This window comes from Gilliamella sp. Occ3-1 (assembly GCF_001690655.1).
GTDB lineage: Bacteria > Pseudomonadota > Gammaproteobacteria > Enterobacterales > Orbaceae > Gilliamella > Gilliamella apicola_P.
This window is the reverse complement of the sequence record NZ_LZHQ01000004.1, coordinates 17800-32850: the sequence shown is the minus strand read 5'-3', so window position 1 is coordinate 32850 and position 15051 is coordinate 17800. Positions and strand designations below refer to the sequence as shown.

Annotated in this window: 16 protein-coding genes and 1 CRISPR repeat array; of the genes, 5 read left to right on the top strand and 11 right to left on the bottom strand. The window is 34.7% G+C overall.

Features of this window, described 5'->3' with window-relative positions; genetic code table 11:
- Window positions 1-41: 41 nt before the first annotated feature.
- Genes A9G43_RS00865 through flgB form a run of 7 tightly spaced genes read right to left on the bottom strand, consistent with a single transcriptional unit; the run spans window position 42 to window position 5105 of the window.
- Entirely contained in the window at window positions 42-719 is a 678-nt protein-coding gene (locus A9G43_RS00865; protein ID WP_255307007.1) for a flagellar basal body L-ring protein FlgH, read from the bottom strand.
- 22 nt (window positions 720-741) lie between these two features.
- Window positions 742-1524, bottom strand: a complete 783-nt coding sequence (flgG, locus tag A9G43_RS00860; protein ID WP_065605857.1) for a flagellar basal-body rod protein FlgG — start codon at window positions 1522-1524, stop codon at window positions 742-744.
- 29 nt (window positions 1525-1553) lie between these two features.
- Window positions 1554-2309, bottom strand: a complete 756-nt coding sequence (locus tag A9G43_RS00855; RefSeq protein ID WP_065590611.1) for a flagellar basal body rod protein FlgF — start codon at window positions 2307-2309, stop codon at window positions 1554-1556.
- 14 nt (window positions 2310-2323) lie between these two features.
- A complete protein-coding gene (flgE, locus tag A9G43_RS00850; RefSeq protein WP_065605855.1) occupies window positions 2324-3535 on the bottom strand; it encodes a flagellar hook protein FlgE in 1212 nt (403 codons plus the stop codon).
- 16 nt (window positions 3536-3551) lie between these two features.
- On the bottom strand, window positions 3552-4271 hold the full coding sequence (locus tag A9G43_RS00845; protein ID WP_034909450.1) for a flagellar hook assembly protein FlgD: 720 nt from the start codon (window positions 4269-4271) through the stop codon (window positions 3552-3554).
- 13 nt (window positions 4272-4284) lie between these two features.
- Window positions 4285-4692: a flagellar basal body rod protein FlgC gene (gene flgC / locus A9G43_RS00840; RefSeq protein ID WP_065605853.1), complete on the bottom strand. Its 408-nt coding sequence runs from the start codon at window positions 4690-4692 to the stop codon at window positions 4285-4287.
- 2 nt (window positions 4693-4694) lie between these two features.
- On the bottom strand, window positions 4695-5105 hold the full coding sequence (flgB, locus tag A9G43_RS00835) for a flagellar basal body rod protein FlgB (protein WP_034909444.1): 411 nt from the start codon (window positions 5103-5105) through the stop codon (window positions 4695-4697).
- A gap of 152 nt (window positions 5106-5257) precedes the next feature.
- Between flgB and flgA the strand changes: the two genes are divergently transcribed.
- From flgA to flhA, 5 genes are all read left to right on the top strand, one after another.
- Window positions 5258-5917, top strand: a complete 660-nt coding sequence (flgA, locus tag A9G43_RS00830) for a flagellar basal body P-ring formation chaperone FlgA (RefSeq protein ID WP_065605851.1) — start codon at window positions 5258-5260, stop codon at window positions 5915-5917.
- Between the two features lie 78 nt (window positions 5918-5995).
- On the top strand, window positions 5996-6289 hold the full coding sequence (gene flgM / locus A9G43_RS00825) for a flagellar biosynthesis anti-sigma factor FlgM (protein WP_034909437.1): 294 nt from the start codon (window positions 5996-5998) through the stop codon (window positions 6287-6289).
- A gap of 28 nt (window positions 6290-6317) precedes the next feature.
- Window positions 6318-6752, top strand: a complete 435-nt coding sequence (locus A9G43_RS00820) for a flagella synthesis protein FlgN (protein WP_065605850.1) — start codon at window positions 6318-6320, stop codon at window positions 6750-6752.
- A gap of 141 nt (window positions 6753-6893) precedes the next feature.
- Window positions 6894-8024, top strand: a complete 1131-nt coding sequence (flhB, locus tag A9G43_RS00815; RefSeq protein WP_065605846.1) for a flagellar biosynthesis protein FlhB — start codon at window positions 6894-6896, stop codon at window positions 8022-8024.
- Between the two features lie 17 nt (window positions 8025-8041).
- Window positions 8042-10129, top strand: a complete 2088-nt coding sequence (gene flhA / locus A9G43_RS00810; RefSeq protein WP_065605844.1) for a flagellar biosynthesis protein FlhA — start codon at window positions 8042-8044, stop codon at window positions 10127-10129.
- Window positions 10130-10185: 56 nt separating this feature from the next.
- Window positions 10186-10753: direct repeats of the CRISPR family, unit length 28 nt; unit sequence TTTCTAAACTGCCTATACGGCATTGAAG.
- 137 nt (window positions 10754-10890) lie between these two features.
- Here the strand turns inward: flhA and cas6f are convergent.
- From cas6f to csy1, 4 genes are read right to left on the bottom strand one after another with little or no spacing between them, the layout of a single operon-like run.
- Complete coding sequence (cas6f, locus tag A9G43_RS00805; protein WP_065574527.1) at window positions 10891-11460, bottom strand: type I-F CRISPR-associated endoribonuclease Cas6/Csy4; 570 nt, start codon at window positions 11458-11460, stop codon at window positions 10891-10893.
- 5 nt (window positions 11461-11465) lie between these two features.
- The gene (gene csy3, locus A9G43_RS00800) at window positions 11466-12476 is read right to left on the bottom strand and encodes a type I-F CRISPR-associated protein Csy3 (RefSeq protein ID WP_065605842.1); all 1011 of its coding nucleotides are present in this window, start codon (window positions 12474-12476) and stop codon (window positions 11466-11468) included.
- A 35-nt stretch (window positions 12477-12511) separates the two neighbouring features.
- The gene (csy2, locus tag A9G43_RS00795; protein WP_065605840.1) at window positions 12512-13435 is read right to left on the bottom strand and encodes a type I-F CRISPR-associated protein Csy2; all 924 of its coding nucleotides are present in this window, start codon (window positions 13433-13435) and stop codon (window positions 12512-12514) included.
- Window positions 13435-14814 carry a type I-F CRISPR-associated protein Csy1 gene (gene csy1, locus A9G43_RS00790; RefSeq protein ID WP_065605838.1) on the bottom strand — a complete coding sequence of 460 codons (1380 nt, stop codon included), beginning with the start codon at window positions 14812-14814 and terminating at the stop codon, window positions 13435-13437. The genes csy2 and csy1 overlap by 1 nt, the downstream gene beginning before the upstream one ends.
- Window positions 14815-15051: the final 237 nt, after the last annotated feature.

Here is a 15051-nt window from a genome sequence, read left to right as displayed (position 1 = left end):
ATAAACAAAAATACGCAATTTTTTTAACATAATGATACTCGTTAAAAAGGGGAAAGATTTAAAAATAGGCGCTGTAACCAACCCATCGTTTGGGCTTCATCAATGTATCCATTACCAACATACTCAATTCGAGCGTCAGCAACTTGCGTTGAGATAACAGTGTTATTTCCACTAATTGTTCTTGGATTAACTACCCCAAAAAAACGGATAAACTCGGTACCTTGATTAATCGCAATCTGTTTTTCACCAATCACTTTTAGATTACCATTGATCATGACATCTTGAACCGTGACGGTGATTGTGCCACTAAAGGTATTTTTAGCGTTAGCCCCGCCTGATCCCTTAAAATCATTATTTCCAGACATTTCAGTATTAGCTTTACCTCGACCGACTAACCCATCAAGAAATTTAGGTATTGTTTTTACCCCTAGATCCACCGAACCATTTCGTCCTGCATTAATCGATGAACTTTTACTAGCACTCACATTTTCTTGTAAAACAATGGTTAATACATCGCCAACATTACGCGGGCGACGATCTTCAAACATTGGTTGGTAACCATAGCTACTAGGCTGAGCAGCTTGATAAATTGAACCTGTCGTATTTACATTGTCTGGCAATTTGGGGACAACACTTGTTTCACCTTCAACTAAAGGCTTTTTAGGCAATTGTGCACAGCCACTGATAAAAAATGCTATTAAAATATAAAAATATCTCATTACCTTTAGCATATTGTTAACTTTACAGTTGATTTAAACGTTGTAGCATTTGATCAGAGGTTGATATCGCTTTGCTATTAATTTCGTAAGCACGTTGAACTTGAATCATATTCACTAGTTCTTCAGCAACATTAACATTAGACGTTTCGGTATAGCCTTGATATAAAAGCCCTGCGCCGTTTAATCCTGGCGTATTTTCCGTTGGCGCACCTGAACTTTCGGTTTCTAAGTAAAGATTTTCCCCCATACTTTCAAGTCCTGCATCATTAATGAAAGTATGTAAAGTTAGTTGCCCAACTTGGACCTGTGTTGATTGATTAGCTAATGTCACATTTACTACACCATCGCGCGCTACCGTCATTTTGATTGCATTGGATGGAATACTAATTGTTGGTTGAATTTCGTATCCTGCTGCAGTCACCAATTGACCATTTTGATTGACTTGAAAAGCACCGCTACGAGTATAAGCTTGTGTACCATCGGGTAATAAAACTTGGAAAAAACCTTGCCCATTAATAGCAATATCACTACTGTTATCGGTTGCCTCTAAATTACCTTGGCTATAAATTCGTTCTGTCGCAACTGGACGAACTCCTGTACCAATCTGTAACCCAGAAGGTAATGTTGTTTGCTCAGATGATTGTGCTCCAGGTTGGCGAACAGTTTGGTATAATAAGTCTTCAAACACCGCTCTTTGTTTTTTAAAACCACTGGTGCTAACATTGGCTAAATTATTGGAAATAATATCCATATTCATTTGTTGTGCCGTTAAGCCTGTTTTGGCAATCCATAATGATTTAATCATTGTTATTCCTATCTAATGTATTAATAAATTTATGTTAGAGATAAAATTTGGTTTGCTTTTTGTGCATTTTCATCAGCAGTAATAATTTCTTTCATCTGCATTTCAAACTGGCGAGCATGACTAATTAAATCAACCATAGCCGTAACAGGGTTCACATTACTCCCTTCTAATACACCTGACATAAGCTTAGCTTTTGGATTGTCTGGCATATTCTCACCACGTTCATTACGTGTTTCTTCCGTTAGTCGAAAAAAACCATCATCACCACGTATAATTTCATTATGCTCAAGATGAACTTTTTTTATTTTACCTACTTGAGCAATGGTCGTAGGTTTATCACCTGCACCTAATGCGGAAAGTGTTCCATCACTACTAATACTGATTTGAGATCGTTGAGGCACAGTCAAAACACCATTATCACCAATTAATGGATTACCTTGTATGTTAAGAGTACCATTTTCATCAATTTGAATTGCTCCATTTCGTGTATAAGCTTCGCTACCATCAACTAATTGTACAGCTAGCCAGTGATCCTCAGTTAAAGCAACATCCAAGTTTCGGCCTGTGTAATTAAATGCCCCCATCGTTGAATCAAAAGTGGGAGTTGTTGCTGTTACCATGGTTCGTGTAGGTGTATCATTCCCCACAACAGGAACTGCTTTCATCGTCGTTAACTGTGCACGAAACCCCACTGTGGATACATTAGCTAAGTTATTAGTAGTAATTGATTGCCGATTTAATGTCTGGCTAGCTGCTGACATTGCTGTATAAATAACACGATCCATAAATAACCTTTAAATTAACGCAAATTGACTAATGTATTTAGAATTTGATCCTGCGTTTTAATTGTTTGTGAATTAGACTGGTAATTGCGCTGAGCAACAATCATATTCACTAATTCCTGACTCATATCAACATTTGACGACTCTAGTGCACCGCTCACTAACGAACCAAATGTACCAGAATTTGCTCTACCCAATACTTCTATACCAGAATTAATAGTTGTCCTCCAGTTATTGTTGCCAGCAGGTTCTAGCCCATTAACATTGGCAAAATCAGCCATTGCTATCTGACCTAATAACATTGTTTGTTGGTTAGAATAGACACCATAAATAGAACCATCATCATTAATGCTATACCCAACCAAATCTCCAGGAGCATATCCATTCACAACAGGTGTTTTAATACTACCCAATTCTTTTCCCATATTTTGTTGAGAACTTTTGGCTAATGATAAAATAAAGCTATTATCAGCAGATCCATTTATCCCATTAATATCGATGGTCATTTCGGGATCACTAATCAATTTACCAGAAGAATCAAATTCCATTTCTCCCGCTTTTTGCAAACTTCCATTAGGATCACTGCTGTCAAGATAATGAACATCCCATTGGTTATCAGCGGTTTTAACGTAAAAGAGCTGAATATTGCGTTGATTACCAAGCGAGTCATAAGTAGTAATGGTCGTAGAATAATTAAATGTATCAGCATCAAGAGCATTGACAGGTTGTTTTGCCGGAACTTTACTATTGGAATTTAAGTTTGTTTGCAAAGAAGCCTTGGTTGTCGCTGATGCATTTAGCATTTCTTGCGAAATTTTTAATGTACCTGGAGCTGCACCTTGCTGCACTTGAGGTGGAGTTCCGGTTGCAAGATAGCCAGTCAGATAAAGACCATCAGCAGAAATAATATTTCGTTCGGAATCTAATTGAAACTGTCCATTGCGGGTATAATAGGCTTGCCCATTACTATCCACTAAACGGAAAAATCCATTGCCAGAAATAGCCACATCTAAACTATTGTTGGTTGTTGTAGCTATCCCATCATTAAAGTTTTGCATAATCGCAGCCACTTTAACTCCCATACCAACTTTTGAGCCAGCATAGATATCAGCAAATGAGATACTAGCACTCTTAAATCCTACTGTTGCTGAATTGGCAATATTATTCCCAATAACATCTAATTGCTTTGATGCAGCATTCATACCACTCACTGCTTGAGAAAATCCCATCTGAACTTTATCTCCTTTAAAGAATTTGACGTACTTCGTCAATACTAATTGAACCAAGTATTCCTAAATCAAGTAATACTTTATTATTAACTTTACTATTGATAACACCATATACTACTGAATAAGATAATGATGTTGATGATACTTTTTTCCCGTCATAACTTGCATTAACTGAAAAAGTATAACTACCATCTAGTGCATTCGTCCCATCATTTAGCACACCATCCCAAGTGAAAGAACTAACGCCTGCTGGAATTGCGCCTAAATCAACTTCACGAACTACATTGCCATTTTCATCTTGAATAGTAATAATTACTGAGTCAGCTTCATGTACCAGCTCAAAACCAAATGGTGTGGTAACGGTTTCTTCTTTTGAGTCTGAACTTTCAGATTCTGAGGTTGCAACTAAAATTTTATTGCCAGGAACCATCACTCCCTTGCCAATCATATTACTGGCATTGACTGATAAACTATCATCAATCTGACCAGAAACCATTCCTAACGTTGTATTAAGACGTTCTATACCTGCTAAAGTATTGATTTGAGCCAGCTGTGATGTTAGCTGACTATTATCCATTGGATTAGTTGGATCTTGGTTCTTCATTTGTGCAATTAATAACGTTAAGAAATTATCTTGTAATTCTTTACTTGAGTTACCATCAGATGCCGTTTTTTGTGTCGTTTGAGGTTTTGTTATCCCCGATGATTCTGAAACAAGAACATTAGCTATACCCATCAACCACTCCTTTTTATTGCCCTAATGCCAGTGTTTTTAACATTAAATTTTTGGCGGTATTAATTACTTCTATATTTGCTTGATAACTTCGTGATGCTGAAATGGTATTAACCATTTCAGCAACTACATCAACATTAGGTTTTTGAATATATCCTTTAGCATCGGCCAATGGATGATTAGGTTCATAAACCAAATTCATCGGTGAAGGATCTTCAATAACTTGCGACACTTTAACCCCAGCAATTGGGTTAAGTTCACCATTATCATCCACTTGAAAAATAACCTGCTTAGCTCGATAAGCTTTGCCTGAAGTACTGGTAATACTTTCTGCGTTAGCTAAATTACTAGCACTTACATTCATTCGTTGTGTTTGTGCCAATAATGCCGAGCCTGAAATTGCAAAAATAGAAAAACTCATCATGATTATCCTTGCTGTAATACCGCCATAATATTTTTAAATTTTTCACCTAAAAACGTTAAATTACTTTGGTAGTGAATACTATTATCAATAAAAGCTGTACGTTCTTGATCCATCTCGACCGTATTACCATCTGCCGCAGCCTGATAAGGTATACGATAAAGTACATCATGATTTGTCATGATTGGTGCTTTTATCTGAATATGATGATTTGAAGTGATATTAAGTCCAACGTTATTAATCTTATTCTGATTGTTAAGTGCTTTGCTTAGCTCAGCATTAAAATCAATATCTCGAGCCTGATAGTTAGGCGTATCGCTATTTGCAATATTTGCAGCTAATATATTTTGTCGTATTTCACGTATATTTAATGCTTGCTGATGAAAATTAACCCATGTATCTAATTTATCAAACATAAAATCATCTCATTTTTTTTGATAATTAGAATTTTAAGCGAATAAAAAAAAAGTTATTGCGCAAATAACGATAAAAATTGCCCTTATTTCAAGATTCATTTCTTGCAATCATAAAGTAAAATCAGCTTATGAATAATTTAGAATAAATAAGCATGATTAAAATCGCAAAATTGATACTCGCTATTTTTATACTATTTAGTTGGAATAATGTTTTAGCAAATTCGCTTGATAAACAGATTAACAATTTAATATCACAGCAATTTGGTCATAAAGCGGACGACATTTTAATTACTTATCTTACTGCTAAACCGAAATTAAATTGTAAGACTCCAACACTCTCTTTATTAAATAAAAAAAAACAGTGGGGCAACATGACTATCAGTGCCCAATGCAATAATAAAAAAAAATTTATCCAGATTAATGTTGCTGTCAAAGGGAACTATATTGTAGCTAAACAAGCAATAAGTGCAGGGACGCTAATCAACGAAGATTATATACAGATACAATCAGGTTGGTTGAATAAACTACCTTCGACTGTTATTTTGGATGGAGTTGACGCAATTAATCATATAGCTTTACGAAATATTAATTTGGGTGAACCAATAAAAACAACAATGCTTCAAAAAAATTGGCAGGTGAAAGCAGGACAAATAATTAAAGTAATAATAAATGGAGAAGGTTATGAAATAACAACTAATGGTAAAACACTTAACAATGCTATATTAAACGATAAAATAAAAGTTAAACTAAATTCTGATAAAATTGTTGAAGGCACGTTAACTCACCAAGGTGTAATAATTTCCAATAAATAATATTAATGATTTTTTTATTATTGCCGATAATAGAATTATACAAATCACTTAAATCTTAAATTTGATTAAAGGTATTTTATGACTATAGATGCGACTAAATCCGTTACAGCCATAACAGGGCTAGTAAGCCGCGATGTAATTAACGAACAACAAAATACTCACAATGCATCTGTACAAACTAAAAACAGTACTAATGTAAGTACTAACGTGAGTATAAATCAAAATTCAATACACCTTTTACATTCAACCAACAAAGATATCGACGTAGAAAAAATTGAAAAAATAAAACAGTCCATATCCAACGGAACATTGGTTATTGATACACATAAAATTGCAGATAAATTAATTAAACAATTACTAGAAGATTTTTAAAAATAAGACAGAATTATAAGGATAAAAAATGTTAGCACTTAATGACATCCTAAATAAAATAGCAGAGATGTTACAAACAATTTCAGAAATTCTACAATCAGAGCAAAAAATATTAATTGAAAATAGTTCAACAAACCTGTTAAGTGAAACTATTAACAAAAAAAGCCAATTACTAATTCAACTAAAGCTACTGGATGAAGAACGCATAAAACTAAGTGAACAATTTAATATTCAACCGCCCTATAAAGAAAATCCTACAATCGAAGCTCTTTGGCTATCAATTACTGATACAACAAAATTATTAGCAGATATAAATCGTGATAATGGGCTAATCATTCAAAACCGCATGAATCTAACCCAGCAATCAATCAACTATCTTAAAAGTATTAAAAGTCCTGCTGTTTATACTAATAGTGGCTATCAACAAACTGAAATTATTTCGTCAAAGCGAGCCAAAGTTTAAAAAATTAATATTTATTGACGGTAAACGCCATAAATACCCCCTAAAATACCCTCTTATTAAGCCAACAACCCAGTAGCAATTAGTTCATACTGTTAGTATTGTAAATCTTTATTAAACTATAGCGTTTTATTTAACTTCATCATGGCTGACGATAGTGATCTAGATAAAAGCGAACACCCCACCGATAGCAAAATAAAAAAAGCTAGAGAAAAAGGGCAGATCCCTCGTTCTCGTGAATTAACTTCGTTATTAATTTTGTTAATAGGTATTATTTTATTTGGATTAATGGGATCACACTTAGTTAACCAGTTAACTACGATCATTAAAACAGCAATGAAGTTTTCGTATAAAATAGAGGATGATAAGTTAATCGTCTTCAATTTAATTAACTTATTAACCGATGGTTTTTGGGCAATTTTACCCATTTTTTTTGGTCTAGTTATCGTTGCTATATTTGCACCACTTTGTGTTGGCGGTTTACTATTTAGCCTGCAATCAATTAAGCCTAATTTTCAAAAACTAAATCCGATATCTGGATTTGGTAGAATATTTAGTATTAGAGTTTTTTCTGAATTACTAAAAAGCATACTTAAAGTTATTTTTATTTCTATAGCTTCAACATTGTTTGTAATGCACCATTTCCCTTACATGCTTTCGTTACCCAATATACATTTAAATAGCGCATTAACTAAAGCAATACAGCTAGTGATTCTTTGTGGAATTTTTAGTGTTATATCTTTAATACCCATGGTTGGTTTTGATATTTTCTATCAAATATGGAGTAATTTAAAGAAACTGAAAATGTCAAAACAAGAAATTAAAGATGAATTTAAAGAACAAGAGGGAAACCCACAAATCAAAGGGCGTATTCGTCAAATGCAACAGACTATTGCTAGACGCCGTATGATGAAAGATGTACCTAAAGCCAATGTGATTATTACTAACCCAACGCATTATGCCGTCGCTCTGCAATATGATGAAAAAACAATGATTGCTCCAAAATTATTAGCGAAAGGAACAAATAAAATTGCGTTACGCATCAAAGAAATTGCTAATGAACATAATATCCCCCAGTTAGAAGCTCCACCGCTTGCCCGTGCTTTATACCGTCATGGTGAAATAGGCGAAACAATACCAACCGAATTATATACCGCGGTTGCCCAAATTCTAGCGTGGGTTTATCAATTGAAACATTGGTATAAATATGGTGGCGATAAACCAATAGCGCCAAATAATTTACCCATACCTGAGTCATTATCCGTAAATAAATAAAGGTAATAACTAGTCTTATGATTAAATCTAAACTACTTAATTTATTATCAACCAATACATTAAAAAATGGGCATTATCAAGTCTTAGCTGGACCATTGCTAATTTTATTGATTCTTTCGATGATGGTATTACCACTACCTGCATTTATTTTGGATCTGTTTTTTACTTTTAATATTACATTATCAATTATCATCTTGATAGTAGCATTGTTTACTAAAAGAGTGCTTGATTTTGCAGCATTCCCGACCGTTTTATTATTTGCAACTTTATTAAGATTATCGTTAAACGTTGCTTCTACGCGGGTCGTTTTATTAAAAGGTCACACAGGTAGTGCTGCTGCTGGGCGGGTTATTGAGGCTTTTGGACACTTTTTGGTTGGTGGTAATTTTGCTATTGGTATTGTGGTATTTATTATTTTAGTAATTATCAACTTTATGGTCATCACCAAAGGAGCAGGTAGAATAGCTGAAGTGGGTGCACGCTTTGCGTTAGATGGCATGCCCGGAAAACAAATGGCTATTGATGCCGATCTGAATGCGGGTTTAATTGGTGAAGATGAAGCTAAAGCCCGTCGAGCCGAAGTTTCTCAAGAAGCCGATTTTTATGGGTCAATGGATGGTGCCAGTAAATTTGTACGCGGTGATGCGATTGCGGGATTATTAATAATGGGCATAACCATTATTGGAGGGTTATTAGTTGGAGTTGTTCAACACGGTATGGCTTTTTCTGATGCTAGCGAAACCTATGTTTTACTAACTATTGGCGATGGTTTGGTAGCACAAATACCATCACTTATTATTTCAACCGCAGCTGGCGTTATTGTTACTCGAGTCACATCACAAGATAACATCAGTGATCAAATGATTACACAGCTTTTTAATAATCCTCAAGTATTGATTTTAACAGCTGTCGTCATTGGTTTACTTGGACTAATTCCGGGTATGCCAAATTTAGTTTTTCTACTCTTTACTGTTATTTTATCAATCATATCTTGGTGGCTAACTAAACAGAAAAAGACAGAACAAAAAGTGGCACCCAAACAAGCTAATGTACAAGCAACCACGCCAGCTAATATAGAAGCAACATGGTCAGATGTTAATATTGAAGATATATTGGCAATGGAAGTTGGTTATGGATTAATTCCCATGGTAGATCAAACTCAAAATGGTGAGTTGTTAGGGCGAATTCGTAGTTTACGCAAAAAATTTGCTCAAACACTGGGTTTTTTACCACCTCAAGTTCATATAAGAGATAATCTTTCATTAGCACCTTATCAATATAAGATATTTATAAAAGGTGGTGAAATTGGCAAAGGTGAAATTGTTAATAATAAATGGTTAGCGATCAATCCCGGTAATGTAACTGAAACCATTGAAGGCATTCCAACAACCGAACCTGCCTTTGGATTACCAGCGATATGGATAGATGAAAGTAATAAAGAAAATGCACAAATATTGGGGTATACCGTTGTTGATACAAGCACCATGATTGCTACTCATTTTAATCATTTATTACAGCAATTTGCTAGCGACTTATTAGGACGTTTAGAAACTCAAGAACTACTCGACAGAATAAAACAAGATATGCCGAAATTAGTGGAGGACTTTATTCCTGGTGTTGTTACACTAACCACATTTCATAAAATATTGCAAAACTTGATCGCTGAAAAAGTGTCAATCCGTGATATGCGTACCATTATTGAAACCATCTGTGAGTACGCACCAACCCAAAATGATGCTTATCAGCTACTAAGTATGGTAAGAATTGCTTTAGGAAGAGTCATCACACAACAATGGTTTCCTGGATCTGAGCCAATCAATGTAATAGGATTAAATATCAATTTAGAACGTTTGTTATTACAAGCGCTCCAAAATACTAGCAATGTTGAACCAGGGCTAGCCGAACACATTGTCGAGCAAATTAAACAAGCCATTCACCAACAAGAAGCTATCGGTGCACCACCAGTGTTATTAGTGAACCATGCATTAAGACCTATGCTTTCACAATTTTTAAGGCCTAACTTTCCTCAATTAGTGGTATTGTCAAATTTAGAAATCACCGATAATCGAGAGATAAAAATGAGTACGCAAATTGGCGCAGAATAGTTACTTTATAATACTAATAATGAAGTGTTTCAGTTAATAAAAACTAGAAACACTCATTTCTAAACTGCCTATACGGCATTGAAGATATTGCTGTAGAGCTTATAGATGGAAGCAAATTTCTAAACTGCCTATACGGCATTGAAGGATGGTTCACAAAATACACCTGCACAGCCTGTTTTCTAAACTGCCTATACGGCATTGAAGAACTGAGGAGCAGGGCTAGCCGACCAACGGGATTTCTAAACTGCCTATACGGCATTGAAGAGTTGTAAATCGTGGTAATAAAACTAAATCTATTTCTAAACTGCCTATACGGCATTGAAGGGTGTAGTTGTATCTATTGATGAATCTGTTATTTTCTAAACTGCCTATACGGCATTGAAGAAACTAAGATTTAATCCTTTTGCTAATATTTTTTTCTAAACTGCCTATACGGCATTGAAGACATTAAAAAGGTACGGTTTTAACATTAAAAATTTCTAAACTGCCTATACGGCATTGAAGGGTTAAAGGTGGTGTTTTTTGTGGTTAAAGGTTTTCTAAACTGCCTATACGGCATTGAAGTTTGATTAATTAAATCATTTTCGATTTTAGTATTTCTAAACTGCCTATACGGCATTGAAGTAGAATTTTATCTCAATAGTGCCTTATTGTAAAAGAGCATACTGCACTTTTCCCAATTTTTACCCTTTTTTTGAGTCTATTTTAATATCAATAATAATCAATATGTTAAAATTATCCCCAAAAAAAGGGTTAATGATTTAAAAATCAGGAACAGTGGCTGTTTGGCTTAATCCATAGCTATTAAATGTGCCTTGCACTGGCTCTGGGCATTTTTCTTGTTTTAACCACAAAATAAATCTTTGACCTGTACTTTTACTATTCAAATGAAGATGTGGGTATTGCAAATGAACGCTTCCCCACTTTTCAACCATTTTATTTTTCACTTCAGGTGTCCATTTACCTTGTGCTGTTAATCTTTTTTCGGCACGTCTTAACGCACTCTGACCTTTAGGATTAACACGACTCAAATGCAAATAGCCTTTTATCGTTGCCGGTACTGTTGTGATAGGCATCAATAAAGCATAATCACTTATCGATGATTTTTGCTGTATATCTGCTTTAAGTTTTTGCAATTCCTGCTCGGTACCAAATAGGCGAATCACTCCGCCTAATGTTCGGTGCACATTGTAACAAGGAAAACTAATTGCGATATTTCCTTGTTGATTAACCAAGATTTGGTGCAGTGACTGCATGATTTGATTAATCACGTCCACCTCGGTTATCTCAATTTGCGAAATAGCTCGCAGCTCTAAATAGTGTGAGTGCATATAATTTACTCCTTGCCACTAGCACCAAAGACACCACCACGAATTAATACCGCAATAACATAATGTTGTTGCTCAAGCAATGGTTTTTCACCTTTTAATACCCAATTATCAAATAAGGTATAAAAGTCTAATTTCTGTTTTGGTTGTCGGAAAGCATGCCCCATTGATGTCACCGAGCCATAAGGTTCTATTGCTATTGGGAATTGAGCATTATCGTCATACCAAGTATCGATAGTTCGAATTGCATTGCTGATTTTTTGTGAATGCATGGCGGCTTGTTTGTTCTTCTCATACAATACTTTACTTTTAGTTTTGCCAGTATCTAGAATTAATTCTTGTGACGGGTAGACTTCTTGACCTAAGCCCATTTTCAGTTTGGCTTCAACGTTAAAAATCACAAACTCTTTACCACATAATCCTGCTTCAATCAGTGTAGCAAGATCATTCACCGATTTATCATCATAATCAAATGAGTTTAGTTGATATTGTTTAACATCACTGACTTCAATCATTGGTTTTTTTTCATCTTTTCGAGTAATCGAAAGGCTAATTTGCTCTGCTGCCATACGGTTACGCCATAACCAACGACCACTTAAGATATTAATAGCATAACGCTTAGCTAGTGCTGTCAATCCTTGCGTTTGAATATAACCCTGCGTTGTTTTTTCTAGTTCTTTTTGATATTCGATATCATTACATACTGATGGTTTACCTAAAAATGGCAACACTTTACAGCTCCATGTAACTACCAAAGTATCTTTATCGGCATCTAACGAAGCGACATCTACCGTTTGTAAATTTGGTTTTTGTATTTCAGCATCTAATTTGGTTGGATCGTTTGCCACTGCATTTTTAAGACGATTTGAAATAGTGCCTCGAACTGATTTTTCAGTAACTACAACAGGGGATAATTTATTGGTATCCGTACTACTTTGCTGTGCAAAAATTGCATCTGAAATATCAAAACTACGTTCAAAAGCAAGTACGCTTGCCGTTGTCATTTTATCTTTACTCATAATGTATTCCTTAGCCTATAATTTTCTAAATTTACTTAATTAGTTTCTTGATTGATAATATAAATTTCTGCATCATTAGATTGCAATTCACTGCATTTATAACGCCAAAAAGCCTGTGATAAACTCTCTTTCAAGCGTAAGGGAAAGACCCATTTACCAAGCCCATAAATACACTCCACAAATTGCGTGGCATGCTCATTACTGCGCGCATGTTCAACCTTACCTGCTGAAAATAACGGTGAAATAGCTTGATAGCCCAAATGTAAAGGGACAAGCCAACCACGACCTTGCTTAACCGATGTGGTTTGCCAGTGATCTTTTTCTTGTGGATGATGATGCAACATCGCTGTTTCAATCAGGGCATCAAGCGCTGTAGCATTAGGATCTTGTTGCTGTAATTCAGCAGTAATATCTTGCAAATCTTGTGGTGCTTCAACTAAAACAAATGCGGGTAATAGTGCATTGATTAAGTTTTTATTTGATTCTGATGCAGAATATAGTGCGACTGATTCAATATCAACAACCTGCCCACCAGCAACACGCTGCTGGTAAAGTTTTTGTTTCATCTGTTGGATAAATGCTTGCTGTTCATCTGCATCATCTAATGTTTCACGATCTTCAATTTTTACCTCAACAAGCAATGAAACATCTAGATGAACTCGCCCTTCTTCAATAATTGAACGAGTACTACCATTTTTAGCTAATGGATTGCGTGTTAATCGAAAAGTATAATCCGCATAGTTGTTTGGTCGATAAACTTGTACATCACATTCATGACATGCAATTAACACACCATCTAAGTAAATAGGATTTTCTGATTCAATTTTACGACTTAAAGCATGAATAGCGCCTAGAAACCCCGAAATAGCTGGGAATCCATAGGTTAATGGGCTAGAAATCGCATTGGCATTATGAATTTTGACATGATCAAATAATAAATAAAAACGTAATGATGCCATTAAAAGATCCCCTCCCTTTTACGTTGACTTGCTTTTACCGCTGCATTAAATTCACGGCGCCATTCGCTAAATTCAGGATCAGCAAATTGTTGTTTAAAATTTTTAAATTTTTCTTTTAAAATAGTTTGAATCCAAAAAGCAAATTGCTTTTCTAATTCTTGTTGCCAATCGCTTTGTTCATATCTTATTTTAAAATCGGTTTCGCCATCCAACATGACTCGTTTTGGATCAAGCCAAAGTTGTTGAGTTAGATTTAGTGAGGATTCCCTACTCCAACCAGCCCTTTTGGTCATTTGGATATGCGCAACGAACTTAAGAATTAATGTTAAGATGACAAAAAAAGCCTCTTTTCTACTGTTTCTCACAACAAAAATATTTTTTTTTGCTTCAACAGTATCAAATAATAACTTAAAACCATATCGACAATAATATTGAAATGAACTATTAAAAATGGTTTCTTGAAAATTTGTAATTGATGGAAACTGAGGTTTTTGAAATTTAGGTGGCATGGAAGGTAACAAAAAATTACGCCCCATTTGACTACCAATAAGTTGGCTTGCATTTTGAGCATTACTGCCACCCAGTTTAACAACGGCTAAATCATGAAAAGAAAAATAAGATTGATACTCAACATCCTTTTTTTTACGTAATTCTCGTGCATTTTTATTTTCTTCCGAAAATCGGGTTTGCACCTTCTGATAAACCAAATGGCACAAAGCACTAGGATGTAGTGGAATCAATAAGCGGTAATTATTTTCATGCTGTGACAAATAAGTTTCTTCACTATTCGGCCAGAAAATTTGCTTATTAAGTTCCGAAGCCTGCGCATCACTCCAATTATCTCTAAGTAACTGCTGAAAATTTTCCAAATAAAGAGCAGATTTATTTTTATCATCAGATAAAGCTTCTTGAACAGCAGGGTGATTATTAATAATAAGCTGTAAAATTGTTATATCATTTTTAACGACTTGGTTTAAAAGCCCAAATATATCTAAAGCCGCAGCACCACTGGCATCAAAAGGCAAAGTGTTCACTGTAGCAGATGATACTAAATTATTCAGATTATTAGGCTTTATCTGTGTATTGTAATTTGCGTTACAAGCCTTCGAGCTCGGGTGAACTCCTTTAGCTATATGGGTAGCAATAAGAAGCCATGAAATACGACGAATAGCTGCATCTTCCATCCACGTTTCAAAATCAAACCGTTTAGCAAGTTCAGCTAACTTTTGCTGAGCTTCATTCACTGCGACCTGATCGCCTAACTCTTTTGCTTTTTCTAGCTTAGACGTTTCAGTTTTATAATTACTATTATTGGCAAGCCGTTGTTGCAGAAAATCTAAAATTACTTTTCTTATATCTTGCCAAGCTATGTCATTCATTGCCTCTCCTTATTTATTTTAAATTTTAATATAATTAGAATAAAATAATCTTTGCTAAAAATCAAGCAAATAACACAAAAAATAATCTAAAAATAAAGTATAAAAAAGAAAGAAACAAAGAAAAATTTAATACTTAACAGGTGTGTCAAATCAAAAACAAAAAAATAATTTAAAAAAATCAATATGATAAATAAAACCAGCTAATTTACACTCTCCGAGATTAACACTTTTATAGAC